The organism is Faecalispora sporosphaeroides DSM 1294 (assembly GCA_000383295.1).
GTDB lineage: Bacteria > Bacillota > Clostridia > Oscillospirales > Acutalibacteraceae > Faecalispora > Faecalispora sporosphaeroides.
The window spans coordinates 22108-48729 of record KB911072.1 but is presented as its reverse complement, the minus strand read 5'-3'; the positions used below and the strand labels follow the sequence as shown (position 1 = coordinate 48729).

Below are 26622 nucleotides of genomic sequence, written 5' to 3'. Positions count from 1 at the left end.
GAATCCCACGCGGGGGCGCCCGCTGAAAACTTGCACTTTGATGCCAAGGATAAAAGATAAGTGCCTGCCCCGGCATGAGGGGCAATCTCTTCGGTAAAACCGTACAGGAACAATCCATCCCGGCACTTTGCGCGGGGTAGCTGGGGAAAGGGGGAAAACCGTGACGCAGGATTATGCTGTTTTACAGTCCACGGCCTTGTTTCATGGTGTGGAGGAGCAGGATCGCGAAGCGATCATCCGCTGCCTGAACAGCGGTGTCAGAGAGTATTCCAAGAATCAGATCGTGCTGCTGGCGGGTGAACCGGTCGAGTGGATCGGCGTTGTGCTGTCGGGCCGGGTGCAGGTGGTAAGGGAAGACCTGTTTGGCGGCAGGGCGATTGTCGCGGAGTTTTCCGCCGGAGAGATTTTCGGGGAATCGCTGGCCTGCGCGCAGATTCGCCAGAGCCCGGTTACGGTTATCGCCTCCACAGACTGCCGCGTGATGCGTCTTTCCGCTGAAAAATTGCTGTCGCCGTGCCCTGCTATGTGCGGGCACCATGCCACGCTTCTGCGCAACATGATGCAGCTGCTCGCGGAAAAGAATGTGTATTTGAATCGCAAAATGGAAATCCTCTCACAGAAGAGCACGCGAGAGAAGGTGCTTGCCTACCTCGGCGAGCAGGCGCGTCGGCAGGGAACCATGGAGCCGGTGATCCCCTTTTCGCGCGAGGAGCTGGCGGATTTTCTGTGCGTAAACCGCAGCGCTCTCTCCAAAGAATTGGGGCGCATGCAGCGGGAGCAGCTCATCCGCTTTCACCGCAACCGATTTATTCTCCATCCGGACAAGCCGCAGGAGTAGCCGGCTGCCCGATCACCGGCCAAGGCCGCATTACACCAAGCGGAGGTTTCATGAACAATCTATCCAACATCACAACGATCAAAGAGATTTTAAGCCGTCACGGCTTTCATTTCAGCAAGGCGCTGGGCCAGAATTTTCTCATTAATCCCACAGTCTGTCCGCGTATGGCGGAGCAGTCTGGCGCGGCGCCGGAAACCGGCGTGCTGGAGGTTGGTCCCGGCATCGGGGTGCTCACGCGCGAGCTGGCCGAACGGGCGCAAAAGGTGGTTTCGGTCGAGCTTGACCGCCGCCTTTTGCCGGTGCTGCAAGAGACGCTGGCGGATTACGATAACGTTACGGTAATCAACGGCGATATCTTAAAGCTCGATCTGAAAGAGCTTCTCCAGCGCGAATTTGCCGGGATGCCGGTGTCGGTGTGCGCCAATCTGCCGTATTACATCACCTCGCCCGTGATTATGCGCCTGCTCGAGGAGCGGCTCGATATTACCTCCCTGACCGTGATGGTGCAAAAGGAGGCTGCGCGGCGCATCTGCGCGCAGCCCGGTACGCGGGAATGCGGGGCGGTTACGGTGGCGGTGCATTATTACGCCGAGCCGGAGATTTTATTTGAGGTGTCGCGCGGCAGCTTTTTGCCCGCGCCGAATGTCGATTCCTCCGTCATCCGCCTGACGCTGCGCAAAGAACCCGCCGTCCGGGTGGAAGATGAAGCGGGGTTTTTCTCTCTGGTGCGCGCGGCGTTCGGACAAAGAAGAAAAACGATGCTCAATTCCGTTTCGGCGGGCCTCTCTCTGCCGAAAGAAGCGGTGGGCAAAGCGCTTGACGATGCGGGGCTTGACCGCCGCGTGCGCGCCGAGCAGCTGACAATGCAGGAGTTTGCCGGGCTGTATGCCTGCCTGGCTTCGCAGAAGGAGTGATTCTTGTGCTGGATACCGATGAAAAAATCGCAAAATTCTTTTTGGGGTTCGGCCTGCTTCTGGCTTTGGGGGCGATGATCCTCGGCCCGCTGGATATTCGCAGCTGGTCGATTGCCTGCGGCGTGACGGCCTCCTTTGTGGCGCTGGCCGGAATGTTTTTTGCCCTGCAAAGCTGGAATGAGCCGGACGATGCGCCAAGGGAGCGGATGCCCGAAATGGCGCCGGCGGAGCGGCTAGCGCCCATGGCGGAGCCGCATGGGGATGCCTTGAACGGCGAGACTGCCGACAAGGCGGAAGCGCCTGAGCGGCCTACAGAATAAAAAAACACCGGCAGGCAAAATTCCTGCCGGTGTTTTTCCGTTCAGCAGTTTGGCATCACACAGCCCCACCGGGGCTGCTGCCACTGCTGCCAGCCGGTTCGTTCAATCAGCCCGCAGGCGATTTTTGCTCCGGAATTGCCGGATGGCTGAGTGGTGAAATCATCCGGGTGAGAATGGATGATGACCGTATGCCCAATTACCTGTGAAACTGTGAAGCGATCCGTAAAAAAGGATAAATATGCGGTGCCCCGGTTGCCGAACAGGGGCGGCATGTCTCCCGCATGGGCGGGGTGCGGGCAGTTCCCCGGGTTAAAATGAACGCCGGCGTCTGCAAAGGGGTCTTGGTCGTTTCCGGTGCAGGCTTTCCCCTCGTGAATGTGGAAGCCGAACACATTCACCGGGCAGGAGCCTTCTCCCTGCGGCAGCCCATGTACCAGAGCGGTGACGAGAACGCCGCCCTCCATCTGATGCAGGCGCATGGTTCCGCGCAGCTGCGGGTATGCGGAGCTTCCTTTGATGACGGCCTGTGCATCCGGAATTCTTTTCGCGGTGTTTTGAAGCGTATTTAAATCAAGCACAGAAGCACCTCCTGCGCTATTGTATGCTTGTGAAAAATGATTTGCTCAATGGGAGAAGTCCGCATTCGGGGGCGGGCGCTTTTTCGGCGTTTTCCCGTCCCTTTGCGCGGGGGAGAAAGCGGCAGGCTCGAAATTCCTTTTATTGACAAGTCCCCAAAATCATCGTATTCTAAAGCTATCAGTAAAATTGTTTTTATCAATTGTTGATTTCTTTCTCCGCTGAGGGCAGAGGGAGAAGCCGCCATTTTTACGTGGAGCCGCTTTGAAAAGTGACTCTTATTCCATGATGCAAAGGGGAGGCGCCTGGGTGATTTATCGGATAGCAATGCCATTGAAACAGCATCTTGTCACATATCTTCAGGAACACAAATTGCAGTTTCCCGAAAATGTGGAAATCACATATTTTGTTTACGAGACCATCGAGCAGCTTTGCGAAATTTATAAAAAAATCCATTTGGATTTTCAGGGGATTATCACCAGCGGCGTCATTCCAAACCACGTGCTGGAGGAGCTTCGTCAGGGGGACACCCCGAGTTTGAGCTATCTTGACATCGACATCGAAAATACTTACCGCATCCTGCTTCGGGAGAGCATCCGGCGCAGGCAGCAGGATTTTTCGCGCGTTGCGGTGGATTTTATGGCGGACAAAATGACCCTGCCGGAAGCGATTGAGAAAAACGCGCTCGCGACCATCGCGCGGGAGTACGACAACACCTTCCGCCACTACGGCCACCTCGTCATTGAGGAGGAGGAGAAGCGCTTCTCGCATTATGTCGAAAAAAAATTCCGGAACGGAGAAATTGATTTTGCGCTGACCTATCTCTACACCACGGCACAGCGGATGCGGGAGATGGGCTATTCCTGCTACTATATTTACCCGAGCCAGAACGCGCTGACGAATACGGTGAGAGAGGTAATCTCGAAGATTGATGCGATGCGCGCCCGAAAAAGCTACCCTGCCAACGTTCTGATCACCTGCTCGGAACTGCTGACGCGAAAATACAGCAATACAGAGATGCGGTTTTTGGCTTATAAAAAAGAAATCCTGACGCTCGTCAGCGCGTACAGCGGCAGCCTGACGGTAAAAGACAGCCGCGACGGCTTTGAGATTTACACGGACTGCGACACCCTTGCAAAGCTGACCAACAATTTTCTGGAGTGCCCTTTCTATACGTACCTGCAAAAAAATCTGAACTTTTCGGGGTCGATCGGCTACGGAATTGGGCGCAACTTCTACCAGGCCCGCATGAACGCCATGGACGCGGTGCGCCACGGGGAGAACTTTGGTGATGAAAACCACCGAAGCTTCTTGATCGATGAAGACAACAAGATGATCTGCATGACCCCCGGCGGCGAAGTGGATCTTGTGATTTCGGATGTGGAGAGCGATTATATTTACCGTGTGGCGTCGGAGGTAAAGCTTTCGCCCGAAACGGTATCCAAGATCATCCATGTCCTCAAAGAGGAGGGCTCCGATGAAATCTCTTCTCTCGATCTGATCAATCGCCTTGGGATTTCTACCAGAACGGCCAACCGCTTTCTGGCCAATCTGGTGAAATACGGAAAGGCCGAGGTCATTGGGCAAAAAAGAATTGTCCCGAAGGGCAGGCCGGTTAATATTTATAAAATTATGCTGCATTATTAAGACACGGTCTGGCGGCCATCAGCGCTGCCTGAATGCAGCCGAAGAAAAGGGGAAGAATGGATGAACGGTGAACGGCATTCATGGCTCGACGAATATTTGCTCACAAAGCCCGGTGTGACAAAAGATTTTAAACCGGAGTGGGGATGGCTGCGCTATCAGGTGGGCGGACGGCTGTTTGCGGCCAGAATGTGCCCGGGGGCGGAACATGACCCCATGTATGCGGGGAAGGATCTGCTGAACCTGAAGTGCGACCCTTTGCTCGTGGAGCTGCTGCGCCGGGAGCATGCCGAAATTCTGCCCGGCTTTTATTCTGATAAGCGCTGCTGGAATTCGGTCGATTTGGGCGGCGAGCTGCCGCCGGAGCTGCTGCGGCAGCTGTGCGACGATTCTTACCGGCTGGTGTTCCAGAAGCTGACCAAGAAGCTGCAAAGAGAAATACTGGGGGAAACTACAAAGTGACCAGAGTTCTGATTGACGCGGACGGCTGCCCGGTGGTGGATGAGGCGGTGCGTCTTTGCGGGCGTTTCGGAGTGGAGTGCCTGATTCTGTGCGATACGTCGCACCATTTTGAAAAGGCGGGAGCCCGCACGCTGGTGTTCTCGAAAGGAGCGGACAGCGTCGACTTTGCTCTGGTCAACCTGCTGCACCCCGGCGACATCGTCGTCACGCAGGATTACGGCCTTGCGGCGATGTGTCTGGCGCGCGGCGCGCGGATTCTGAATCAGGACGGCATGGAGTACACGGCGCAGAATATCGACGCCCTTTTGCTCGCCCGCCATACCGCAAAGAAGATCCGCAACGCGGGCGGCCGCCTGAAGGGGCCGCGCAAGCGCCTGCCGGAGCAGGATCAGGCGTTTTGTGAAAAACTGGCGCGACTGCTGGGGGAGGAATGACCATGCGTCTGTTTCTTGCCGTCAATTTCGACGATGCAACAAAACAACGTATTCTGGCGGTGCAGCGGCGCCTGCGCGAGGCCGCGCAGGGGGATTTTTCCCGGCCCGAAAACCTGCACCTGACGCTGGCTTTTCTCGGTGAGGTTTCGGCGCAGAGGGCCGCGGCCGCCCGCAGGGCGATGGATCGTACCGGAGCCGTGCCTTTGAGCCTGACCTTTGATCAAATCGGCTCCTTTCGCCGCGACGGCGGCGATATCTGGTGGGTCGGCCTTGCCGAAAACCCGGCGCTGCTCCGGCTGCGGCAGGAGCTGTGCGGCAATCTTATCGCGGAGGGCTTTCATCTGGAGGAACGCCGTTTTTCGCCGCACATTACAATCGCGCGGCGGGTTCGCCTGCGTCAAGAGGTCGATTGCGGCGCGATATTGGGCGCAACGTTTGATGCAAGCGCTGACACAGTCAGCCTGATGCGCTCGGAGCGGCCCAATGGGGTGCTGACCTATACGGAGCAGTATTCCGTGTGCGCAGGGAGGGATGAGCCTTGACAAAGCAGGAAATGATTGCGTACTGCCTGACCTACCCCGGCGCTTATGAGGATTACCCGTTCGACGAGGAATGGGCGGTGTTGCGCCACAGGGGGAGCCGAAAATCCTTTGCGTTTGTCTATGAGCGCGGCGGGCATCCATGTGTCAACCTGAAATGCGAGCCGATGTACGCAGATTTTCTGCGTTCGGCCTTTGCCGGTGTTGTGCCGGCCTACCACATGAATAAAGTGCATTGGAACACCGTTCTGCTGGACAGCGAGGTGCCGTGGGATGAGCTGCAGCAAATGGTGCGCCAAAGCTATGAGCTGACAAGGCCCAAACAGCGGCACGGGGGGGTGAGTGAGGATGGAGTACCGCAAAATAACGGAAAATAAAAAGCAGTATCTTCCCCTTTTGCTCCTTGGAGACGAACAGGAGTCGATGGTCGACCGGTATTTGGAGCGCGGAGAAATGACCGTTCTGTATGAAGGCGGGGAACTTCTGGCGGCTGCGGTCGTTACCGACGAGGGTGACGGAGTCTGCGAGCTGAAAAATATTGCGGTCGCTCCCCACAGTCAGGGGAGGGGCCTTGGCAGGCGGCTCATCAGCGAGCTGTGCACACAATGGGGCGCCCGCTGTCATGTGATGATGGTCGGCACCGGCGACAGCCCCGCTACGGTGCCTTTTTATCGGCGCTGCGGCTTCTCGGAATCACATCGGGTCAAAGACTTTTTTACGGAGCATTATGATCACCCGATTTATGAGTGCGGTGTTTTGCTGACGGATATGGTGTATTTCAGCCGCCCTTTGTGGGTGCTTGAAACACCTCGGCTCGGCTTTCGTCGCCTGAGGACAGAGGACCTTGCGGCCCTGCGGCCGATTCTTGGGGATGAACAAACCATGTATGCCTGGGAATACGGCTTTACCGATACGCAGATCGCCGAATGGATTGAGCGCGCGAACCGGCGCTACCAAACCTGCGGGTATTCCCACCACGCCGCCGTTCAAAAGGAGAGCGGCGAGCTGATCGGTTTGATGGGCATTCTGCCGGAGGAAATCGACGGGGAAACCTATTTTGGACTAGGCTATATTGTCGCACGGCGGTTTTGGGGACAGGGCTATGCGATGGAGGGCGCGGCAGCGTGGCTGCGGTATGCGTTCGACAATCTGGGCGCACAGCAGGTGATCGCCGACATTCGCCCGGAAAACAGCGCTTCGCGCAGAGTCGCCGAACGGCTGGGGATGACGGTGGCCGGCGAGCATATTAAATACCATAACGGCAAAGAAATGCCGCATCTGATTTATATTAAAAATGAGGAGGATTGACAGGGATGCAGGTGTATTATTTTACCCGTTCCGGCAGGAGCAAGGGAATCGCCGAACAGTTGGCCAGCCATTTTCACACACAGGCGGAGCAAATTGAGGACGGCGTCGACTGGTCTGGCGCCGGGGGATATATGAAGGCCGGGTATTTCTCCGCCTCGGGCAAATCCCTGCCGGCTACTTACCATAGCCCGGAGCCGGAGGGAACGGTGGCGCTTGTGTTCCCGGTTTGGGCCGGCACCTTTCCTCCGGCGGTGCGCACCTTTATCGATCAGGTGGGCCGCGAACGCATCGTGTGTATTCCCACCTCTCTGGGCAGCAAGCTCAAAGACCGGGACGGCTTTGCAAGGGTGATCGATCTTGTGGGCAAAACGATCTCTGCTCCGGAAGAGCTGTGATGGAGTACGTTTGCACGCTGCTCGCTGTGCGGGATATGGAACGCTCCAAGCAGTTTTACTGCGGGCTGCTGGGGATGAAGATCACCGCTGATTTCGGCGCGAACGTTACGCTGTCCGGCGGCGTTGTCCTGCAAACCGCCGGGAGCTGGCGGGAGTTGATAGAGGTTTCGGAGGAGCAGTTAACATTTGAAAATCGTGCCGCGGAGCTGTATTTTGAAGAAGCCGATTTGGATGCCTTTCTGCAAAAACTCGCCGTGTGGCCGGCCTTGAAATATGTTCACCCGGTCAAAGAGCATCGATGGGGCCAGCGCGTGGTTCGCTTTTATGACCCCGACGGTCATATCATAGAGGTTGGCGAAAAAATGCGGCAGGTGGTCTTTCGCTTTCTCCATTCCGGTCTATCGTGCGAGGAAACCGCCCGCCGGATGGACGTGCCGCTCTCGTATATCGAGTCCTGCATCCGGGAGCAGCAGGCGCTGTGAAATTGGCCGAATCTGTATGGCTGACAAAGCGGACTGCCCGTGATGATCAATCCCCAAATGGCCTCAAGCGGCAGGAATCGATCTACTTTAACAGCCCTGATTGACCGTTTTTTTAGGAAGGAAACAAGCACAATGAAAGAGACTTTAAAGCCCGGGCGCTACCGCCATTTCAAAGGGAACGAGTATGAGCTGCTGTGTGTTGCGCGCCATTCCGAAACGCTGGAAGAAATGGCGGTGTACCGCGCGCTGTATGGGGACGGCGGCGTCTGGGTGCGTCCGGCCGACATGTGGAGTGAAATCGTTGAGCGGGACGGCGTAAGCGTTCCCCGATTCTCCTATGTTGGTGAATAGCCGCATTGCGATAAAAGCCCCCGCTCTGATTTTCAGAACGGGGGCTTTTATGTAAGTTGCTTCAGACTTTGTCTTTCCTACGGAAAATGGGATCTTTCATTCCCCCTTTCCTTTGGGGTGAATCAGGCCGTTTGCTTCCAGATCATCCAGAAAAGCGTTGCAGCCCTCCAGAATATCATCGTAGGTGCTGTCGAAATTCCCGGTGAACCAGGGGTCGGCGATATCCCGCGGGTGGGCGGAAAAATCCAGAAGCCGCCGGATTTTCTGCGGATCGTCTGTACCCAAAATTCGGGCCATGCTCCGAAGGTTGGAACGCTCCATTCCCAGCAGGTAATCGTAAGCTTGGTAATCGCGCCGCGTCAGCTGTACGGCGTGCTTGCCCGCGCAGGAAATTCCGTGCTCCGCAAGCTTTTTCACGGTGCCGCGGTGAACCGGGTTGCCGATCTCCTCCGCACTGGTGGCGGCGGACGCAATGACAAGCTCGTCCTCACAGCCGCGCTCCGCGGCGAGGTGCTTCAGCAAAAATTCCGCCATGGGAGAGCGGCAGATGTTCCCAAGGCAGACGAATAAAACTCGTACCATGTATTTTCTCCTATTAAAAACTGATTAGAAATGATCTTATGATTTACTATTCCTTTATTTGTAAATGAGAAAGGCATATTCGGCTTTGGCGGCCCGCGTATCTGTTGCTCCGCGCAATACGTCATTGGAGCTTTCTGAAAACACACTGTACTCTATTCCTTTTAGAGGTGCATACTTGAAATAGCAATTTGCATTATGATAAGATTGAAGTAACTTAACAAGCGGAGAGGGGGGGTCAACTGAAAAGAAGATTTCTGTGGATTTTGTTAGCTGCGTTTGTTGTACTTTCATCCTGTCATACGGGAAAAGAGGATGTCGTTGTAAATGGATATCAGACCAATGGAAACCGGGAAATCCAATGGTTTGAGGTATCCCCCGGGGAGTTTGTCAACCAGCTGAACGAAAAAATGAAAGAGAAAGGGTACCCGGCCCTGGAGCTTTTAAAGGACGATTACAATATGTATTATTCCAATGACGACAGGTGGTATCTTAAAGCGGAGTCGCATACAGATGAGTCTGATCCGGAAGAATCGAAAGGAAAATTGAGTCGTATACGACTCAATCTGTTTGCAATAGGCAAAAACAGGGAGGAAATGAACCCGGAATATGTCCGAGCTATTATCGACCTCTTCAGCCCGGGAAAGGCTGATCAGGTGATAAAAGAGCTCCATATTTTTGATAAAAACTGGAAAGGGCCTTTATCAACGAGGAAAACCTCATGCGGAAACGCGGTGTATTATTACGGACCTTCCGCGGTTGATATTCCAGAATTTGGAGTGTACCCCGTGAAAATAGAGAAGAATGAAAAGAACAATAATAGTCTGTCTATATGATAAATTGTCAAATAGACTTACAAAAACTCCACTCTGATTTTCGGAATCATCAGGCCGATGATTCTATACGCTGTCAGTTGCCCGAAGCTTCCGGCAAGCGGTGTGAGTTATTATATCACGATCTGCACAGAGGCGGCAAGCAAAAGTTACCACCGCAGGCTGTACCGAAGCGGATGGCAATTGGGGCTTGCGGCAGCAAGAACCGGGTTGCCTCGACTCCCGTTGGCTGGTATACTGGAGAAAAGAGCAATGAATTTCGCCAGATACAGACGGCAAAGAAAACAGGAGGACTTTCATGAGACCAAGCAGAAGAATGTCGCAGGAAGACGCGGTGCAGCTGCTGCGCGAGGGAACCTATGGTGTGCTGTCGATTGCCACTTCGCAGGGAGAGCCGTATGGTGTGCCGCTGAACTATTATTATCTTCCGGAGGAGCAGGCGATCTTTTTTCACTGCTTTGTAAAGGGCCGGAAAATCGATACGATCAAAGAAAACAACCGGGTTTCTTTTGTGGTGATCGGCCGCGAAACCATTATGCCTGAGCGCTTTGTCACCCATTACGACAGCGTAATGGTGGAGGGCCGCGCGGAAATCATTACCGACCCGGAGGAGAAAACCAAACGGCTGCTGCAGCTTTGCGACACTCTGGCTCCCGGCGTTTTGGAGCGCAGGGAGGAAGTGATCCGCCGGCAGCTGCCGGCCGTGAGTATTATCAAAATCCACGTGGAAAAGATCAGCGGGAAGCGCAACCGCGACGATTGAATCAAAAAACGGCCGTACCCGAACATTACTCCGGGTACGGCTGCTTTATTATAAAAATATTTGTGTTTTAAAAAAGGCTGGTCAAGGCATCCTCTGTTGTGTTGGAGCCAGAAAACAGACCGGCGACGGGATCCTGCGAGGAAAGCAGAGAATCCGAAAGCAGGCCCGACAGCGGGCTTTGAGAGTCCTCCGAATCCGAAAATATAGCCTGCAACGCCTGATGCTGGTACAGCTTCATCAGAAGATAGCTTTCCGAGGTGGAAGCGCCCAGAGAAGAAGGCGCGCCCGTGCCGCCGGACAGAGCGGGAAGAAGCTCCTGCGAGGCATCGGCGCCGCTTTGAGCGGTTCCCGCCGCCAAATCGGCCTGAGTCAGGCCCAATACCTTCTGCACATAATTCTGCGTTTCCGCATAGGGGGGAACCCCGCCGTATTTCGTCACGCTGCCCGGGCCTGCGTTATAGGCCGCCAGCGCAAGGGTGGTATCGCCGTTAAACTGCCGCAGAAGCTGGCTCAGATATTTGGCGCCGCCCATAATGTTCTGCTCCGCGTCAAACGGGTCGGAAACGCCAAGACTGCGGGCCGTGCCCGGCATCAGCTGCATTACGCCCTGCGCTCCGGCGGAAGAGACCGCGTCCGGGTCAAAACCGGATTCCGCCTTGGCCACCGCCCTGAGCAGATTCACCGGCACCCCATAGGCCTCCGCAGCCTTTTCAAACGCCGCGTCGAGGTCGGTGCTTTTCCGCACGGAGCCGAAAATATCAGAAAATGAAGCGCCTGTCTGGGGCGCGGCCTTCCCGGGGAGATTTTGTCTGCCGACATTGCCTGCAACACCGGCAGCGCCGGTAATGGGAAAATCCAGAGTGTTCAATGCACCGCTTCCTTTTTTCGACAAATTGTTCTGCTTTCAGAGTAATACACCCCGGCGGGTTTGTCAATCCTTTTTCCGGCTTTTTCAGCTTGCCGGCGCGTTAGATCGCGGCCTTGTGGAACATCTTTTCAAAAAGAGTATTGGCCTTGTGCAGCGGCTTTTTCAGTGCGGCCAGGGGGAGGAATACCGCAATAAAGCCAATCAGCGCCCAAATGTTCGTAAACACGCTGTCCCACGACGGGCCGGCAATCGCCTCTCGGAAGCCGTTGATTCCGTAGGTGAAGGGCCAGAGCGGATGCAGGACGCCGAATATGTGCGGATTGGTCTGAATGGGGTAAATGCCCCCGGCGCCCGCCATCTGAAAGACCATGATGACGACGACGACGGCCTTGCCCACGTTGCCGAACAGAGAAACCAGCGTAAAGATGATCACCACAAATACGACGGAGCAAAGGGCGCTGAACAACAGCATCAGCCAGAAGTTTTCCGGTTCAACCCCCAGCAGGAAAACATCTCCCAGCGTGATGATGGTGGACTGGATCAGCGACAGGAACAAGAACAGGTTCATTTTGCCAAAGTGCTTTTGCTTGAGGTTCAGTTGGTACCCCTGCGGGTCTTTGCAGTGTACCGTCAGGAACGCGCACAACAGCAGCGCGCCCACCCAGATAGCAAGAACCGTGTAGAACGGGGTCAGCCCGGTACCGAAGGTGCCGCCCTTGTAGATTTCCACCTGCTCCACATCGAGGGGCGAAGAGATGAAATCCGCAACGGCGTCGGGGCGGTTCTCGATCAGGTCCTCCAGCGTTTCCAGGTCTTCGGTAGAGATGGTGTCCAGCCGGGATAAGATGCGGCTCAAGTCCTTCTGTAGGGTATTTAGCAGGTCGGTCATCTGTACGCCCTGCTGAACCGTCAGCTCGCTGGAGGCTTTTGTAAAGGCGGCGAGCGCGTCCAGCTGCGGCACGATCGACATCGTCGAGCCGATCAGGCCGCTGGTATCGTACAGCGACTGTACAATGCCGTCGCCGAGGCTGTTGAGCAGCGGCGCCCCCTGCGAGGCGTAGGTAGAAGAAAGGTTCTGCGCCAGCTTGGCCTGCTCGTCGCTCAGCTCCGAAAGGGTGCCGAGCAGCTCATCCATCGATTCCTTCGGCGCGCTGCTCTGCGCGTCAACCAGCTTCATCAGCAGATCCTGTTGTGTTTTCACGAGACGGTCGGCGTATTTCAGGGAGTTCACCAGAAGCGTCAGCGCGTTCAGATCATATGCTTTATTCAGCTCGGCAAGATCCTTCACGTCGGTATCGAGGAGCACATCCAGCGCCTTGCAGACGGTGATGTTCTGCTGCGCGATGCGCCTGGTGTTTTCATCTAGTGTATTGCCGTTGATATTCCGCAGCGCGGCGATCAGCTGCTGGTTCTGCTGGTTCAGCTCCTGCATGCGGTTCAGGTCGGCGCTCAGGTTGGACGCGATCGACTGAACGGTGTGCTGGGTTTTTTCCGCAAGGGACGCCGCGGAGGATGAAATCTGCTGCAGGCCGGTGATCTGGTCGGCAATCGTGGGGGAAAGCGCCGCGGCTTCGTCCAGGTATTTCTGAAAGCTTTTGGAGTTGCCGCTGGCCTGGTCGATCTGCGCCTTGGCGCGGGTGATGTCCTGATCGGCCTGCTGCAAAGAGCTTTTCAGCTCCTTCAGGCGCGAGGGATTCATCTGGGCTTCTTTGGAACCGTCGTCGATCATCTTCATTGCCTTTTTATTCACTGTTTTGACAAAGCTGCTTTCAATGCTGTCAATCAGGCGATCCTTGGCCACATTGGTGATTTTTGAGGCGATCGCGTTCAGCTTTTCGTTGACCCGATAGGTCAGAACAGGCTTTTGCGGCGTTGCGGTAGCCAGACTGGCCAGCCGCTGTGAAAAATTGTGCGGGATTTCGATCATGGCATAATAGGTTCCCTGATTCAGGCCGTAATTGCCCTGCCAGTCGCTGACGAACTGCCACCCGATCGACTGGTTTTCTTTGAGCTCCTCCACAATGGTGTCGCCCACGTTGATGATTTCCCCGTTCACAACGGCGCCCTCGTCGTTGTTCACGATGGCGACGGGCAGATTGCCGGTATTGGAGTATGGATCCCAGCAGGCATAAATATTGACCCACGCGTATAAAGACGGCAGAATGCACAGGCCGATCACAACAGCCAGCGTCGCCTTGTTGTGGCGTATGGTTTTCAGGTCCTGCAAAAAAACCAGGAACACGGGGCGAATCCGCTCGTGCACAACAAAATGCAGGCCGGATTTAATCTTTGCGGGGAGGCTCCCCAGCTTACTCATTTGTTTCATGTTGTTCCCCCTTTCATTCGCCCAAACCGGAGCTTTCAAACATCTCTTCAAAGCGGTGCACGGGTTCCGCCATCCGCTGAACGAGGAAGTAACCGGCAATTAGAAAGATCAGGGCAAACAGACCCAGCACGGCAAAATCCAGAAGCACCTGACTCGTCAGGGGGCCTGCAATTGCCTCACGGAACCCGCTGACCGTGTAGGCGAACGGGAACAGCGGCTGCAAAATGCTGAAAATCGGCGGGTTCACCTGAATGGGGTAGGTTCCCCCGCTGCCGGGAATCTGGAAAATCATATAGACAATCGCCAGCGCCTTGCCGGCGTTCCCGAGGGTGGAGTACAGCGTATAGGTGATGATGCAGAACACCAAAGAAGAAAACACGGCGAAAAGGACGAACAGCAGGCTGTTCACCGCGTAAACTTTGAGCAGAAAAATATCGCCCAGCGAAATCACGGTGCCCTGAACCAGCGCCATAGAGCAGAACGTCATCATTTTGCCGTAATGTTTTTCGCGCAGCGTCATTCCTTCGCTTTCCTCAAACTCTGGGGGGCGCGACCGCAGGATCGAGTTCAAAATCAGGCAGCCCACCCACAGCGCCAGCGCGGTGTAAATCGGCGTCATGCTGGAGCCGTAATTGGGAACGGCGTTGATGTATTCCACGTTTTGTTCAAACGGCTCGGCGATAAAATCACCCATGAATTCGGGGTTGCTCTGCAAAATTGAAATGATTTGCACGACGTCGTCGTTGTCGACCAGCTCGAGCTTGCTGCCAAGCGTTTGTATGGTGCCTTTGAACTCCTTTAATTTGCTGCTGAGCGAGCCGGTCAAATCGGAGGAAAGCTTTGTGCCCGACTGTGCCGTTTTCAGCATGGCGCCGATTTCGGAGCCCAGCCTTTGAGCGGACTGAGAGAGCCGGGCGGCATTGTCGGCCGAGGTGACCAGGCGCTGGCCGATGGTGCTCACATCGCCGCGGATGCTCTGGTTGTATTCCTTTAAAAGGTTTGTCAGCTGGCTTTCCATCTGGTACAGATCGTTGTTGATGGTGTCGGCTTTCCCGGCGGTCAGCTGTGCGGCGTCGTCGGACTGCTTGTGAATGCTTGAGAGCTTGCCGCGCATGTTGTCCAGCTCCGCGGCAACCGAATCAAGGGAACGAACCATCTTGGTCAGCCGTGTTTTTTTATCCTCCTGATTGCTTTGAACCGTTTTCAAAAATTTGGTTGTCTGGTCGATCTTCGGGATCGCGTCGTCGATCATTTGAATTCCGGCTGCGGCAGCCTGATCAACCGAAGCAATCGCGGCGGCGGTATTCCCCCGGGTGGCCTCAATCTCTTTCAGACGGGTGATCAGCTTGCCGCCAACGCCGGAATTGCGCAGCGACTTCAGCGCGTCGATCGATGCCTGCAGCGCGGTGGAATGCAGAGATTCATTCAAAGCCTCCAGCGTGGGAATCAGAGTGTCGAGCGATTCGTCGATCTTCTGCACCTGCTGCTCCAGCTCGGCGGTGGTTTTGTTAAGGTAGCCGTAAAAGGCGTCCGAGCCGGCGGAAAGGTTTTTCAGATCTTTCCGCAGCTTTCCCAGCTGGCCGCGCAGGTTCACCAAAGAGGAACGCAGAGAGGCCAGCATTTTTTCCGCGTTTTCCGCGTCCTCGCCCCAGTCGATCTCACGGTATTTTTTCAGGTAGGAGGCGGTTGCGTCCACAGAGCTGGACATGGCGGACAGGGTCGCGTCCAGGTCGGAAAAGACGGTGTCCATTTTGGCCGTGCCGCCCTCTTTTGCGGCGCTGTTGAGTTCCGCCAGCAGGGCGTGTGTGCGCTGGCTGGAGTTTTGCACATAAGAGAGGTTGGTGTCCAGATAGGTCAGCGAGTTGTTCAGGCGCTTTTGGGCGTCGCGCGAGAGCGCCTGCCGGTTGGCGGCGGTTTTCCCGGCAGTTTCGAGTCCGTTTTCCACCAGCGGCCACGCGGTGTTAACGCTGTTCAAAAATTGATTCAGGTTGATCGAGTTCGTGTGCAGGCTGTCCAGCGCGAAGGAAATCACTTCCATGTTCTGATTCAGGTTCACAATCGCGTCTTTCATCTGAATGACGCTTTGCAGGTTCTTATCGGCGTCTTCGCCCACGGGGTTGAGCATGGAAAAAATGGACTGGTTTACCGTGGATACAAAATTTGATTTGATCTCCTGCACCAGCGTGTTTTTCGCGCTCTCTGTGATCTTTTCCGCCACGGGGTTTATCTTGGTGTCTACCTTATAAATAATCTTTGGCTTGACGGGCGTCTCCGAAAACAGGGTGGTGAAGCTTTCGGAAAAATCCGCGGGCAGCTCGATTGCGGCAAAATAAGTGCCGTCGGCCAGTCCGAGGTCGGCCTGCCTCTGGCTGACGAATTTCCAATCGATCTTTTTGTTGCTTTTCAGCTGATCCACAACATCCTTGCCGATGTTGATCTCTTTTTCTCTGAATTCCACGGTCTGGTCGTTGTTGACGATGGCCACCGGAATGCTGCCTGTATTTTCGTACACATTCCAGCAGGCCTTGATATTCACCCAGGCATAAAGAGCCGGAAGAACACAGATGCCGACGGTTATAATCAGGGCGACGGGATTATGCAGAATCCTGTGCCAATCATTGACAAAAATTTTTCTCATATTATAAAATTTCATGAAGACTCCTCTCTTCGGCCGGATGGCCACGAACGGGTTTCCGGTGCTGCATGGTTAATTATAGTACACTTTTCCGGTGGTTTGTCAATGGCGGGTGAATCTCCCTCGCTTTTGGCGGGCATAAACAGGGGGCGCTTTTTCTGCCGCACTTATTGCACTTATATGGTATAGCAGAGAAGAAAAACAAGACAGGCGCACAAAAAGCGGGTATACTTGCAGTAGGAAGCGACGACAATTGTATTGGGAAAGGAGAAACACAGTGCTGAAAATCGGATGTCATCTGTCTGCTGCAAAGGGCTTTCTGGCGATGGGAAAGGATGCGGTTTCCATTGGGGCCAACACCTTTCAGTTTTTCACCCGCAATCCGCGCGGCAGCAAAGCAAAAGAGATCGACCCCGCAGATGCCGCCGCGCTGCGGGAGCTTGCGCGGCGCGAGGGGATCAGCCATATACTGGCGCACGCGCCCTATACGCTCAATGCCTGCTCCGCAGACCCGAAGGTGCGGGAATTTGCCTTTCTTATTATGCAGGATGATCTGCGGCGCATGGAATACCTGCCCGGCAGCTGCTATAATTTTCACCCCGGCAGCCATACCGGGCAGGGGGAGGACGCGGGAATTTTGCAGATTGCACAGCTGCTCAACGGAATCCTGCGTGCGGAGCAGACGACCACCGTGCTGCTGGAAACCATGGCCGGGAAGGGAACCGAGGTGGGCGGGAGCTTTTCGCAGCTGCGCAGAATACTGGATCAGGTTGTTCTCACAGAGAAAATGGGGGTCTGCCTCGACACCTGCCATGTGTACGATGCCGGGTACGATCTGGTCAATGACCTGGACGGCGTGCTGGCTCAATTCGATCGGGAGATCGGCCTTTCACGGCTGCGGGCCGTCCACCTCAACGACAGCATGTATCCCTTTTGCAGCCACAAGGACCGCCACCAGAAAATCGGGCAGGGCAGCCTGGGAATCTCTGCAATAGAACGCATCATCAATCACCCGGCCCTGCGGGAGCTGCCCTTTTACCTGGAAACCCCCAACGACCTGCCGGGCTACGCGCAGGAGATTCTCCTGCTGAAAGGCCTTTACCGGGAGCCGGGGTCAATGCCGGGCCAAGCGGGGGAACGGCTCTCAGAGAAATAGCCGCAGGACTCCTCTGCTGTGCGGCCGAGCCGAAAAAACGGTATCCAGTTGGGAAAGTGCCGCCCGAAAGCGGCCTTTCCCTTTTTGTTGATTTTGCGGGAAACAAAATAAAAGTTGGGAAGCTGCGGCCAGCAGACACAGGAGCCGCGCTTGCGCCCCGGCCCTGATTCAGCAATGCAAAAATTGTTATCGTGTGTCGCTTTTCGTCAAAATGAAGTTTGCTTAATATGGCCCGTTATGCTATAATAATGACAATTTGGCAGGAAATTTTTGTAAATAAATATCTGAATTTTTAAATTGCAGGTAAAAACCAGTGACTTTCAAAAAATGATGCGGTGCGTACAAAAACACAACATGTATGATCAATCACGATTCATTAATGGAGGGATTATTGTGACGCAGGAAGAGATTAAGAAAATGGACCGCAGAATTCAGCAGGTAAAGGATCCTTTTGGAACCGGGTTTCCAAGCTTTAATCGTCTGCTGGAGGACATGTCGCAGAAAAAGGGAGAGTCCCGGGAGGAAATACTGCGGCAGCTAATCGTTTGGAAATCCAAAAACCGTTTATGAGATCAAATTTTTCCGCCTGATGACTTCATTTTTAAAGACGATCGTCCGATAAATTAATTACATAGACGTTTTTATTTTTTGGAAGCGTTTCCAGAATTGTGATGCACGGAAGATATGAGGCGGAATCATGAAGCTAAACGTGAATCAAATGCTGCTTTCTTTTTCCTTTACGCTGGATTTTGTGGAGAGGGATTTGCTCAAGGATGTTACCAATCATACCAGACATGTTGCTTATATTTGTGCAAGAATTGCGAAATTGACAAACCTGCCCGAGCGGGAGTTCTTCGATTTGGTCTCGTATGCTCTTTTGCACGATAACGGGATCACGCGTTCTCTGCTGGACAGAAATCCGGTGGATATGGCCGGGCTTGAGAAGAACATCATGCACTGCGAGGCGGGGGAGGAGAACGTCGCCTACTTCCCGTTCAACCGCCCGGTTCCCGGTGTGATTTTATATCATCACGAGTGCTATGACGGCAGCGGGTTTTTCGGAAAGCGCGGCGAGGAGATCCCGTTTTACGCCCGTCTGATCGCCCTTGCCAACCGCATTGCGGTGGATTACGCGCAGGGAAACACCCCGCGCGACATACTGGCCCTGCTGAAAAGGGACGCACGCCTGTTTGACCCCGAGCTGCTGCGGCTGTTTTTCCATGTTTCGCAGCACGGGGAGTTTTGGCTGAATATGCAGCCAATGTTTATCGAGCCCGAGCTGGAGCGTTTGCTCCCGCAGCAAACACGGGAGTTCAGCTTTCAGAATATCCGCCGAATCTCCCGGCTGTACAGTAAGATCATCGATGCGAAATCCCCGTTTACGGGCGGACATTCCCGCGGCATCAGCAAAAAGACCGGTATTTTGTGCCGCTATTACGGCTGCGGCGAAGAGGAATATTGGAAAATGCGGATCGCGGCGGATCTGCATGATTTGGGGAAGATCATGGTGCCGAACGAGATTCTGGATAAACCGGGAAGCCTGACCCGGGAAGAGATCGACGTGGTTCAGTCGCACACCTACTATACCCGCAAGGCGCTGGAGATGGTGCAGGGCTTTGAGGATATTACCGAATGGGCGGCCAATCATCACGAAAAGCTCAACGGCAAGGGATACCCCTACGGCTTTACCGCCGACCGGCTGGATTTCAATTCCCGCATGCTGGCCTGCGTGGATATTTACCAGGCTCTGACGGAGGATCGCCCTTACCGCATGGCGCTTTCTCATGAGGACGCCGTGGGGATTCTCGATACCATGGCAAAGCAGAATCTGATTGACGGATCGATCGTGAGGGATATCGACGCCGTTTTGGGAACCGTGTTTTTCGAGGAAGACCTGAAAGTGATCAAGAGCAAGTGATCCGTCCTTTATCCCTGCAGGGATGGAAATGGTGGAATCTAAAATCGATAATGATTCTTGTTATTTATAACAAGAATTCCACCTGAACTGTCACGATTTTTTCCGTTCTGCAGGCTTGCTTTACCACCCGGTCATGGTATAATGGTAATAAGAAAAATTGTTACCGGTTTTTACTGCCGGGCGGCAAGCTTTGGTCGGGCGGGCCGGCGTTACGGTCAGCCGCGGGAGCGGAACCGGCAGGCGGAAAAATCAAATGCCAAAGGAGTGATATTTGTGTTAAATGAAAAGGTTGTAACGCTGCTCAATACGCAAATCAACAAAGAGTTCTTCTCTGCTTATCTGTATTTGGATATTGCGAATTACTATAAGGAGGAAGGGCTGGACGGCTTTTCCAACTGGTACCAGATTCAGGCGCAGGAGGAACGCGACCACGCGATGCTGTTCCTGCAATACCTGCAGAACAACAACGAGAAAATCGTGCTGGAGGCCATTGCAAAGCCCGGCACAAAGTTCAGCGATTTGATCGGCCCCGCAAAGGCGGCGCTGGCCCACGAGCAGTATGTAACGAATTCGATCCACACGATTTATGATGAGGCATACAGCGTAAAGGATTTTCGCACCATGCAGTTCCTCGACTGGTTCGTTAAGGAGCAGGGCGAAGAGGAGACCAATGCGGAGAATCTTATTAAGAAGATAGAGCTGTTCGGTTCCGATTCCAAGGGCTTGTACCTGTTGGATCAGGAGCTGGCAGGCAGAGTATACGCGGCGCCCAGTCTGGTTCTGTAAGCCGGCCGGGGAGCTCTGCACACCGGGTGGAAAAGCAGCCTGCGGCTGAAGCCTTTCGGCGTGCGGAGCCTGTACCGCCCGGAACCGATCGAAAAAGGGTTTGCCCAACAGGACAAACCCTTTTTCTTTTCACCGGTTTTGTTATAACGAGCGCGCAGGGCGCTCTGTACCCACAGCGGCGGGCATCGTCCGTCTCGAGCTTTAAGGCTCTCTCAGCCGTCGGCAGCTTGCTGCCGCGAACGGCGGGCGGGTCCTATAAGCGCCCGTTGCTTTGCAGATATTCCGCGTATCGGTGCAGCTGGTCTGCCGTTTTCACATGCTCGTTGTACCGGTGCAGTTCCATTTGATCCGGAACCGGCAGCGACATGAAATATTGTCTGGTACTGCTGCTTCTGCGGATCAGATCCTGAAGATTTTCTGCTTTCACCAAGTATCACCCTGTTTTACTATGTGTGGTCCGGCTCTGGTTTATGGCAGGAAAATTCCACCAGAAGGCGGGACGGGCCGTATTTTTGAGAAATTGGATAGAATATAGGAGATAATATGGATTCTGTTGCTTGGCTGGCGTTTGGGCTGGCATTTCCGTTCGCAATGACGACGCTGGGCGCGGCGCTTGTGTTTTTCTTTCGCGGAGTCATCCATGACAATGTACAGAGAGTGCTGCTGGGCTTTGCCAGCGGTGTGATGATCGCGGCCTCCATCTGGTCGCTTTTGATGCCCGCCATTGAGCAGGCGGAGGAGCGCGGGCAGGTGGGCTGGATTCCCGCGGCGGGCGGCTTTATTTTCGGCGGCCTGTTTCTTCTGGCGCTCGATAACGTGCTGCCGCACCTGCATTTGGGCGAAAGCCGGCCGGAGGGCGTCTCTTCCTCGTGGAAGAGAACGACGCTCCTGTTTTTGGCCGTTACCCTACATAATATTCCGGAGGGCATGGCCGTGGGGCTTTCTTTTGCGCTTGCGCTGCAAAACGGGGAGCAGGGCTCGCTGACAGCGGCCGTGGTGCTGGCGATCGGCATGGGAATACAGAATTTCCCGGAGGGCGCGGCCATTTCTCTGCCCTTGCGCAACGAGGGCCTCAGTGTAAGCAGGGCCTTTTTGGGCGGTACGCTGTCGGGCGCGGTGGAGCCGGTGTTTGCCGTCGTCACCATCCTGCTGGCAAGCCGTGTGCTTTCGCTCATGCCGTGGCTGCTTTCGTTTGCCGCCGGCGCAATGATCTATGTGGTGGTGGAGGAGCTGATTCCGGAGGCCAGCCGCGGTGAGCATTCCAATATGGGAACACTCGGCGTGATGGCCGGATTTGTCCTCATGATGATATTGGACGTTGCTTTGGGGTAAAGTATTTACAGTCATGCGGTTTTCCAATCTCGATTACGTTTCCCGCTTGCGGCGGGGAGGAAGCGGCCGTTTTTCGGCGGGTGGATTGTCGTTCGGCCGATTATAATTCGCTTGACAAAATAAAAACATATGATATATTATGGGTGTGGTAATAGATGGCAGAGCAATCGGTAAGGGAGTCTCTGCCCGGATATAGTTGCTGTACCGGCGCATCAAGGATGCCGTCAATCAAATATAAAGGAGCGGTTTTATGGCTTATCAAATTAAGGATGTAAAAGGCAGGGAAATTCTGGATTCCCGCGCAAACCCCACGGTAGAAGCGGAGATTCTTCTGGAAAACGGTGTAACGGCCCGCGCGGCTGTACCCAGCGGTGCATCTACCGGCCAGTTTGAGGCGTTGGAGCTGAGAGATAAGGACCCGGCCCGCTTTGGCGGAAAAGGCGTTCAGAAGGCTGTTGAGAACATCAACACCGTCATCCGCGACCGCCTGATCGGCATGGATGTTTCCGATGTCGCTGCAATCGATGCCGCTATGCTCGAGCTTGACGGAACAAAGGATAAGTCCAACCTGGGCGCGAATGCGATTCTTGCCGTTTCTCTTGCGGCCGCTCAGACGGCGGCCAAGGCTCAGGGCGTTCCGCTGTACCGCTTTTTGGGCGGCGCCGCCTCCGATACGCTGCCGGTTCCCATGATGAACATTCTCAACGGCGGCGCACACGCGGCCAACAATGTAGACGTTCAGGAATTCATGATCATGCCCGTGGGCGCTCCCAGCTTCCGCGAGGGCCTGCGCATGTGCACCGAGGTGTTCCACGCTCTGGCTGCCATTCTCAAGAAAGAGGGCCTTTCCACCGCTGTCGGCGACGAGGGCGGCTATGCCCCGAATCTTGGGAGCGACGAAGAGGCGGTTCAGTACCTGCTGCGCGCCATCGAGGCGGCCGGCTACAAGCCCTATGACGATTTTATGCTGGCGATCGACGCCGCTTCCAGCGAGTGGAAGAGCGAAAAGGGCACCTACCTGCTGCCGAAGAGCCAGAAGCATTACACCACCGACGAACTGATTGCTTTCTGGGAGAATCTCGTTTCCAAGTATCCCATCGGCTCCATCGAGGACGGACTCGACGAAGAGGATTGGGAGGGCTGGAAGAAGCTGACCGCCCGCCTGGGCGACAAGGTTCAGCTGGTTGGCGACGATCTGTTCGTAACGAACACCGAGCGCCTGCAGAAGGGCATTGAGAACAGCTGCGGCAACTCCATCCTGATCAAGCTCAACCAGATCGGTTCGCTGACCGAAACCCTGAACGCCATTAAGATGGCTCACAGCGCGGGCTATACCGCCGTTGTGTCCCACCGCTCCGGCGAGACGGAGGATACCACCATCGCCGATCTGGCAGTTGCGATGAATGCCGGCCAGATCAAAACCGGCGCCCCCAGCCGCAGCGAACGTGTGGCAAAATACAACCAGCTGCTCCGCATTGAAGAGGATTTGGGCAAATCCGCCCGCTATCCCGGCAAGGGCTGCTACGACTGCAAGTAAATCATTCCTCTGCCGCTGACCCGGCGGAGCCGCCAAAGCGGTGAAGAAGATGTCGTTCGGCATCTTTTTCACCGCCTTTTTTGAGGGGTCTCGTGGCGTTTGTCAGCTTTTTATACCGAATCCGGAGTTGTTTTGCTGAATAATTATTCATTGGATTTTGGCTGGTTTCGCAGGGAGTCCCGGCGGAAATTTATTCCGGAAAATCCCCCGAAAGCGATTGAAAAGCGACGGAAAATCCCGCAAAAAGGAGCTTTTTCACCGTTTTTGTTCCATCGCGCGGGTAACGGGCGGTATCCGCCGGGAAAGCGGCGGGCGGCAGCCCTGCCGGCAAAGGCGCTTTGGGCCGCGTCCCGTGGCCGCGCTTTGCGCCCTTGGGGCGGCTGCTGCGGGTGACCGCCCGGGTTTGCATTTTTTTCACTGATTTCCTGCATAATAATCAATAAACACCCTTTGCACCCGGCAATTTGTGCAGAAATTCTCCGCCGTCTGTTCATTCTTCCTATCTATAGGGCAGTTTGGCACAGGGCACCGTTTTCGCTGCGCCCTGTGAGAAAGTCAGGAAATGAATCCGGTTCCGGGGGAAATTTGTGCATTACCATAAATTCAGAGAAGTAGTCGGAAAATGATTGACAAGCAACGTATAAATAGTTACAATATATACGATATTATTCATAAATTCTACGACAGCAAGGAGGTTCTGACAAGGAGCGGCCTTGCTGTTTTTATTTTTAAGGAGGTAGAGGTGTTTGAGCAGGTATACCAAAGCGGATATTCTGGAACTGATTCAGCAGAATAACGTCCGCTTTATCCGTTTGCAGTTTACCGATATGTTCGGCGCGATCAAAAACGTGGTCATCACCAGCGGGAAAATTGAAGAAGCTCTGGATAACCAGTGTATGTTCGATGGTTCCTCTATCGAGGGGTTTGTCCGCATCGAGGAGTCCGACATGTATCTCCACCCGGATCTGGATACCTTCCTGATTCTGCCCTGGAGCCGGCAGATCGGCGGAAAAACCGCCCGGCTGATCTGCGACGTTTACAAGCCGGACGGCACCCCGTTTGAAGGGGATCCCCGCTATATTCTGAAACGGGCGCTGAAGGATGCCGCCGGGATGGGCTTTGTCCTGAATGTGGGGTTCGAGTGCGAGTTCTTCCTGTTCAACACAGATGAATTTGGTCACCCTACCACCGTAACGCACGACACCGCCGGGTATTTTGACCTTGGCCCCGCGGATTTGGGCGAAAGCGCCCGCCGCGACATCTGCATGACGATGGAGGAGCTGGGCTGCGGGGTAGAGGCCTCTCACCATGAGCTCGCCACGGCGCAGCATGAGATCGACTTTAAATACCAGGAGGCGCTGCGCTCCGCCGACCAGATGATGACGTTTAAGATGGTCGTCAAAAATGTGGCGAACGCCCACGGCCTGTGCGCGTCGTTTATGCCGAAGCCCCTTTCCGGGCAGGCGGGCTCAGGCCTGCACACGAACATCTCACTGTTCCGGGGCGGGGAAAACGTGTTTTACGACCCGGAGAGCGAAACCGGGCTGAGTCGGCTTGCGTACCACTTTATCGCCGGTGTGATCCGCCATATCAAGGGAATCTGCCCGTTTACCAATCCGCTGGTGAACTCGTATAAACGCCTGGTGACCGGCTACGAGGCGCCCCGCTACATCGCGTGGACGACCGGCAACCGCAGCGCGCTGGTGCGCGTGCCGAGCGCCCGGGGCGTTGGTACCCGCGTAGAGCTGAGAAACCCCGATCTTGCGGCGAACCCGTACCTGCAAATGGCGGTGCTGCTGGCCGCGGGGTTGGAGGGAATCCGCGAGGAGCTGATGCCGCCCGCACCGGTTGGCTCCAATATTTATGCCATGTCGCCCGACGAGCGGCAGGAGCGTGAAATCGACAGCCTTCCCTCCAACCTGATGGAAGCTGTGCAGGAGCTGAAACAGGATCCGTTTTTGCGTGAGGTTCTGGGCAGCCATGTGTATCAGAAATACATCGAGGCCAAGGAACAGGAATGGAACCGCTTTAACAGCACCGTAACGCAATGGGAGCTGGAGGAGTATCTCGAAAAATTCTGAGGATCGGCAAAGGGCTCTGATTCTGCGACGGGGGTGTGACCATGGATGGGCAGTGTGATCGTTGCAAATTCAAATAAGGATTCTGCCCGGCGGATCGGCACGGTGCTGAAAACCGGCGGCGTGCTGGTGTACGGCCTGTGCACCACCGGCGCGCAGCTGCTGGAAATGACCAGCTACCACTACCGCGGCGGTGTTGTGGTGTGTACTCTGGACTTACAGGACGTTACGGCGTGGGATCTTCCGCAGATGGCCCCCAATTATGATTTTTTGTTTATCGTAAAGCCCCATCAGGCGGAAATGGCTGCGAACCTGAATTCGGCCTGCCTGATGACGCCGCTGAACAAGCCGGATTTGACCTCGTCGGTCAACATGCTCCTCAACCTGGCGGAACCGGGGATTCCGGCCCGCAGAAATTTTGAGGAGGAGCAAAAGGAGCTTCTTCAGCGCGCCAAGCAGCTTTTGATGGAGCGCAACTATTTTACGGAGGCACAGGCGCACCGTTTTCTGCAAAAGAAAAGCATGGATACGGGCAAACGCCTGATCGAAATCGCGGCCATTGTACTGGAACTGTTTTAGTGCATACCTTATGTTAGAATTTGGTAAAATAAAATATAAATTTCCGACAAGCCGGCGGAACAAATTGTTCTGCCAGCCAGCGGAAAAATGCTATGAGTTCATCGTTCCTGAAGGGGGAGTAAAGATTGAAGTTTACAAAGATGCACGGCATCGGCAACGACTATTTGTATTTTAATTGTTTTGAAGAGCCTGTAACAGACCCGGCCGCGCTGTCGGTTCGGCTCAGCGACAGGCATTTTGGAGTGGGCTCCGACGGGATCATTCTGATCGGCCCCAGCGAGAAAGCGGACTGCTCCATGGATATTTACAACGCGGACGGTTCCCGCGCCATGATGTGCGGCAACGGCATCCGCTGTGTGGGCAAGTATGCCTACGAGCGGGGCATCGCGAAGAAAAAGACCCTTACGGTGGATACGCAGAGCGGGATAAAGACGCTGTTTTTAACGGTGGACGAAAACGACCGCGTAACCAGCGTTACGGTCAACATGGGCAGGCCGGAGCTTTCCGCACCGAAAATCCCCACGCTGTTTGAAACCGAGCGGGTGATCGATCATCCGGTGGAGATCGCGGGTAAGGAATACCACGTTACCTGCGTTTCGATGGGCAACCCCCACTGCGTTGTTTTTGTGGAGGACGTGGACGCCCTTCCGCTCTCTTCCATCGGCCCTTCGTTCGAGTTTCACCACATGTTCCCGCAGCGCGTCAACACGGAGTTTGTGCAGATGATCGGTGAGAACGAGGTAAAAATGCGCGTTTGGGAGCGCGGCTCCGGCGAAACCTGGGCCTGCGGCACCGGCGCCTGCGCCGTGGCGGTTGCCTGCGCGCTGGGCGGCAAAACCGGCCGGCAGGTGCTTGTGCACCTCAAGGGCGGCGACCTCTTCATCCGCTGGGACGAGGAGACCGACGAGGTCTTTATGCAGGGCCCCGCGGAATTTGTATTCGACGGGCAGATCGATTGAGACTGCCCCT

General features: G+C 55.0%; 31 protein-coding genes. 24 read left to right on the top strand and 7 right to left on the bottom strand.

The genetic code is table 11. The features are described from left to right. Positions 1-160 precede the first annotated feature (160 nt). The 3 genes from G340_RS0112235 to G340_RS0112225 are packed head-to-tail and all read left to right on the top strand — an operon-like array spanning position 161 to position 2072. Positions 161-838: a Crp/Fnr family transcriptional regulator gene (locus G340_RS0112235; RefSeq protein ID WP_020073940.1), complete on the top strand. Its 678-nt coding sequence runs from the start codon at positions 161-163 to the stop codon at positions 836-838. A 50-nt stretch (positions 839-888) separates the two neighbouring features. Further along, on the top strand, positions 889-1752 hold the full coding sequence (gene rsmA, locus G340_RS0112230; RefSeq protein ID WP_020073939.1) for a 16S rRNA (adenine(1518)-N(6)/adenine(1519)-N(6))-dimethyltransferase RsmA: 864 nt from the start codon (positions 889-891) through the stop codon (positions 1750-1752). Between the two features lie 5 nt (positions 1753-1757). Then, positions 1758-2072 carry a hypothetical protein gene (locus G340_RS0112225; protein ID WP_020073938.1) on the top strand — a complete coding sequence of 105 codons (315 nt, stop codon included), beginning with the start codon at positions 1758-1760 and terminating at the stop codon, positions 2070-2072. 41 nt (positions 2073-2113) lie between these two features. Here the strand turns inward: G340_RS0112225 and G340_RS0112220 are convergent, their stop codons facing one another. Next, positions 2114-2650, bottom strand: a complete 537-nt coding sequence (locus tag G340_RS0112220) for a superoxide dismutase family protein (RefSeq protein ID WP_020073937.1) — start codon at positions 2648-2650, stop codon at positions 2114-2116. Between the two features lie 388 nt (positions 2651-3038). On the opposite strand from G340_RS0112220, the gene G340_RS0112215 reads away from it, so the two are divergent. The 9 genes from G340_RS0112215 (at position 3039) to G340_RS0112175 (ending at position 8263) form a co-directional block, all read left to right on the top strand. Then, positions 3039-4295, top strand: a complete 1257-nt coding sequence (locus G340_RS0112215) for a hypothetical protein (protein WP_326522395.1) — start codon at positions 3039-3041, stop codon at positions 4293-4295. Positions 4296-4355: 60 nt separating this feature from the next. Continuing rightward, positions 4356-4754 carry an MmcQ/YjbR family DNA-binding protein gene (locus G340_RS0112210; RefSeq protein WP_020073935.1) on the top strand — a complete coding sequence of 133 codons (399 nt, stop codon included), beginning with the start codon at positions 4356-4358 and terminating at the stop codon, positions 4752-4754. Then, entirely contained in the window at positions 4751-5188 is a 438-nt protein-coding gene (locus G340_RS0112205; protein ID WP_020073934.1) for a YaiI/YqxD family protein, read from the top strand. Before G340_RS0112210 ends, G340_RS0112205 begins: the two co-directional genes overlap by 4 nt. Before the next feature lie 2 nt (positions 5189-5190). Further along, positions 5191-5730 carry an RNA 2',3'-cyclic phosphodiesterase gene (gene thpR / locus G340_RS0112200; protein ID WP_020073933.1) on the top strand — a complete coding sequence of 180 codons (540 nt, stop codon included), beginning with the start codon at positions 5191-5193 and terminating at the stop codon, positions 5728-5730. Beyond that, positions 5727-6104: an MmcQ/YjbR family DNA-binding protein gene (locus tag G340_RS0112195; RefSeq protein WP_020073932.1), complete on the top strand. Its 378-nt coding sequence runs from the start codon at positions 5727-5729 to the stop codon at positions 6102-6104. The genes thpR and G340_RS0112195 overlap by 4 nt, the downstream gene beginning before the upstream one ends. After that, positions 6076-7035, top strand: a complete 960-nt coding sequence (locus G340_RS0112190) for a GNAT family N-acetyltransferase (protein ID WP_020073931.1) — start codon at positions 6076-6078, stop codon at positions 7033-7035. Before G340_RS0112195 ends, G340_RS0112190 begins: the two co-directional genes overlap by 29 nt. 5 nt (positions 7036-7040) lie before the next feature. Then, entirely contained in the window at positions 7041-7430 is a 390-nt protein-coding gene (locus G340_RS0112185) for a hypothetical protein (protein ID WP_020073930.1), read from the top strand. Continuing rightward, complete coding sequence (locus G340_RS0112180; protein WP_020073929.1) at positions 7430-7912, top strand: VOC family protein; 483 nt, start codon at positions 7430-7432, stop codon at positions 7910-7912. The genes G340_RS0112185 and G340_RS0112180 overlap by 1 nt, the downstream gene beginning before the upstream one ends. A gap of 132 nt (positions 7913-8044) precedes the next feature. Then, positions 8045-8263, top strand: coding sequence for a DUF1653 domain-containing protein (locus tag G340_RS0112175; protein ID WP_020073928.1), 219 nt, complete (start codon positions 8045-8047; stop codon positions 8261-8263). Between the two features lie 96 nt (positions 8264-8359). On the opposite strand, the gene G340_RS16745 is transcribed toward G340_RS0112175, so the two are convergent. Beyond that, on the bottom strand, positions 8360-8845 hold the full coding sequence (locus G340_RS16745) for a low molecular weight protein-tyrosine-phosphatase (RefSeq protein WP_020073927.1): 486 nt from the start codon (positions 8843-8845) through the stop codon (positions 8360-8362). A gap of 263 nt (positions 8846-9108) precedes the next feature. On the opposite strand from G340_RS16745, the gene G340_RS0112160 reads away from it, so the two are divergent. From G340_RS0112160 to G340_RS0112155, 3 genes are read left to right on the top strand one after another with little or no spacing between them, the layout of a single operon-like run. Next, the gene (locus G340_RS0112160; RefSeq protein ID WP_020073925.1) at positions 9109-9678 is read left to right on the top strand and encodes a hypothetical protein; all 570 of its coding nucleotides are present in this window, start codon (positions 9109-9111) and stop codon (positions 9676-9678) included. Continuing rightward, complete coding sequence (locus G340_RS17985; RefSeq protein WP_154653197.1) at positions 9675-9977, top strand: hypothetical protein; 303 nt, start codon at positions 9675-9677, stop codon at positions 9975-9977. Before G340_RS0112160 ends, G340_RS17985 begins: the two co-directional genes overlap by 4 nt. Next, on the top strand, positions 9974-10438 hold the full coding sequence (locus tag G340_RS0112155) for a pyridoxamine 5'-phosphate oxidase family protein (RefSeq protein WP_027103991.1): 465 nt from the start codon (positions 9974-9976) through the stop codon (positions 10436-10438). The genes G340_RS17985 and G340_RS0112155 overlap by 4 nt, the downstream gene beginning before the upstream one ends. Positions 10439-10505: 67 nt before the next feature. On the opposite strand, the gene G340_RS0112150 is transcribed toward G340_RS0112155, so the two are convergent. The 3 genes from G340_RS0112150 to G340_RS0112140 form a co-directional block, all read right to left on the bottom strand. Further along, complete coding sequence (locus G340_RS0112150; protein WP_020073923.1) at positions 10506-11306, bottom strand: lytic transglycosylase domain-containing protein; 801 nt, start codon at positions 11304-11306, stop codon at positions 10506-10508. Between the two features lie 100 nt (positions 11307-11406). Continuing rightward, positions 11407-13632, bottom strand: coding sequence for a YhgE/Pip domain-containing protein (locus G340_RS0112145; protein WP_020073922.1), 2226 nt, complete (start codon positions 13630-13632; stop codon positions 11407-11409). Between the two features lie 13 nt (positions 13633-13645). Beyond that, on the bottom strand, positions 13646-16270 hold the full coding sequence (locus G340_RS0112140) for a YhgE/Pip domain-containing protein (protein ID WP_326522394.1): 2625 nt from the start codon (positions 16268-16270) through the stop codon (positions 13646-13648). Positions 16271-16544: 274 nt separating this feature from the next. Here G340_RS0112140 and G340_RS0112135 point away from each other — a divergent pair, with 274 nt between their 5' ends. The 4 genes from G340_RS0112135 (at position 16545) to G340_RS0112120 (ending at position 20127) form a co-directional block, all read left to right on the top strand. Beyond that, positions 16545-17423, top strand: a complete 879-nt coding sequence (locus G340_RS0112135; RefSeq protein WP_020073920.1) for a deoxyribonuclease IV — start codon at positions 16545-16547, stop codon at positions 17421-17423. 393 nt (positions 17424-17816) lie between these two features. Continuing rightward, entirely contained in the window at positions 17817-17993 is a 177-nt protein-coding gene (locus G340_RS18250; RefSeq protein ID WP_020073919.1) for a hypothetical protein, read from the top strand. Positions 17994-18120: 127 nt separating this feature from the next. Then, entirely contained in the window at positions 18121-19341 is a 1221-nt protein-coding gene (locus tag G340_RS0112125) for an HD-GYP domain-containing protein (protein ID WP_020073918.1), read from the top strand. 273 nt (positions 19342-19614) lie between these two features. Beyond that, a complete protein-coding gene (locus G340_RS0112120) occupies positions 19615-20127 on the top strand; it encodes a ferritin (RefSeq protein WP_027103989.1) in 513 nt (170 codons plus the stop codon). Between the two features lie 253 nt (positions 20128-20380). On the opposite strand, the gene G340_RS18245 is transcribed toward G340_RS0112120, so the two are convergent. Next, positions 20381-20554, bottom strand: coding sequence for a hypothetical protein (locus G340_RS18245; protein ID WP_020073916.1), 174 nt, complete (start codon positions 20552-20554; stop codon positions 20381-20383). A gap of 116 nt (positions 20555-20670) precedes the next feature. Between G340_RS18245 and G340_RS0112110 the strand changes: the two genes are divergently transcribed. Both G340_RS0112110 and eno read left to right on the top strand, forming a co-directional pair. After that, on the top strand, positions 20671-21459 hold the full coding sequence (locus tag G340_RS0112110) for a ZIP family metal transporter (protein ID WP_020073915.1): 789 nt from the start codon (positions 20671-20673) through the stop codon (positions 21457-21459). A gap of 250 nt (positions 21460-21709) precedes the next feature. After that, positions 21710-22996, top strand: a complete 1287-nt coding sequence (gene eno / locus G340_RS0112105) for a phosphopyruvate hydratase (RefSeq protein WP_020073914.1) — start codon at positions 21710-21712, stop codon at positions 22994-22996. Positions 22997-23186: 190 nt separating this feature from the next. On the opposite strand, the gene G340_RS0112100 is transcribed toward eno, so the two are convergent. Beyond that, the gene (locus G340_RS0112100) at positions 23187-23414 is read right to left on the bottom strand and encodes a hypothetical protein (RefSeq protein ID WP_020073913.1); all 228 of its coding nucleotides are present in this window, start codon (positions 23412-23414) and stop codon (positions 23187-23189) included. A 328-nt stretch (positions 23415-23742) separates the two neighbouring features. Between G340_RS0112100 and glnA the strand changes: the two genes are divergently transcribed. The 3 genes from glnA to dapF all read left to right on the top strand — a co-directional run bounded on the left by glnA (position 23743) and on the right by dapF (position 26612). Further along, complete coding sequence (gene glnA, locus G340_RS0112095) at positions 23743-25077, top strand: type I glutamate--ammonia ligase (protein WP_020073912.1); 1335 nt, start codon at positions 23743-23745, stop codon at positions 25075-25077. Between the two features lie 45 nt (positions 25078-25122). Next, the gene (locus G340_RS0112090; protein WP_020073911.1) at positions 25123-25653 is read left to right on the top strand and encodes an ANTAR domain-containing response regulator; all 531 of its coding nucleotides are present in this window, start codon (positions 25123-25125) and stop codon (positions 25651-25653) included. A gap of 125 nt (positions 25654-25778) precedes the next feature. Further along, positions 25779-26612: a diaminopimelate epimerase gene (gene dapF / locus G340_RS0112085; protein WP_020073910.1), complete on the top strand. Its 834-nt coding sequence runs from the start codon at positions 25779-25781 to the stop codon at positions 26610-26612. Positions 26613-26622: the final 10 nt, after the last annotated feature.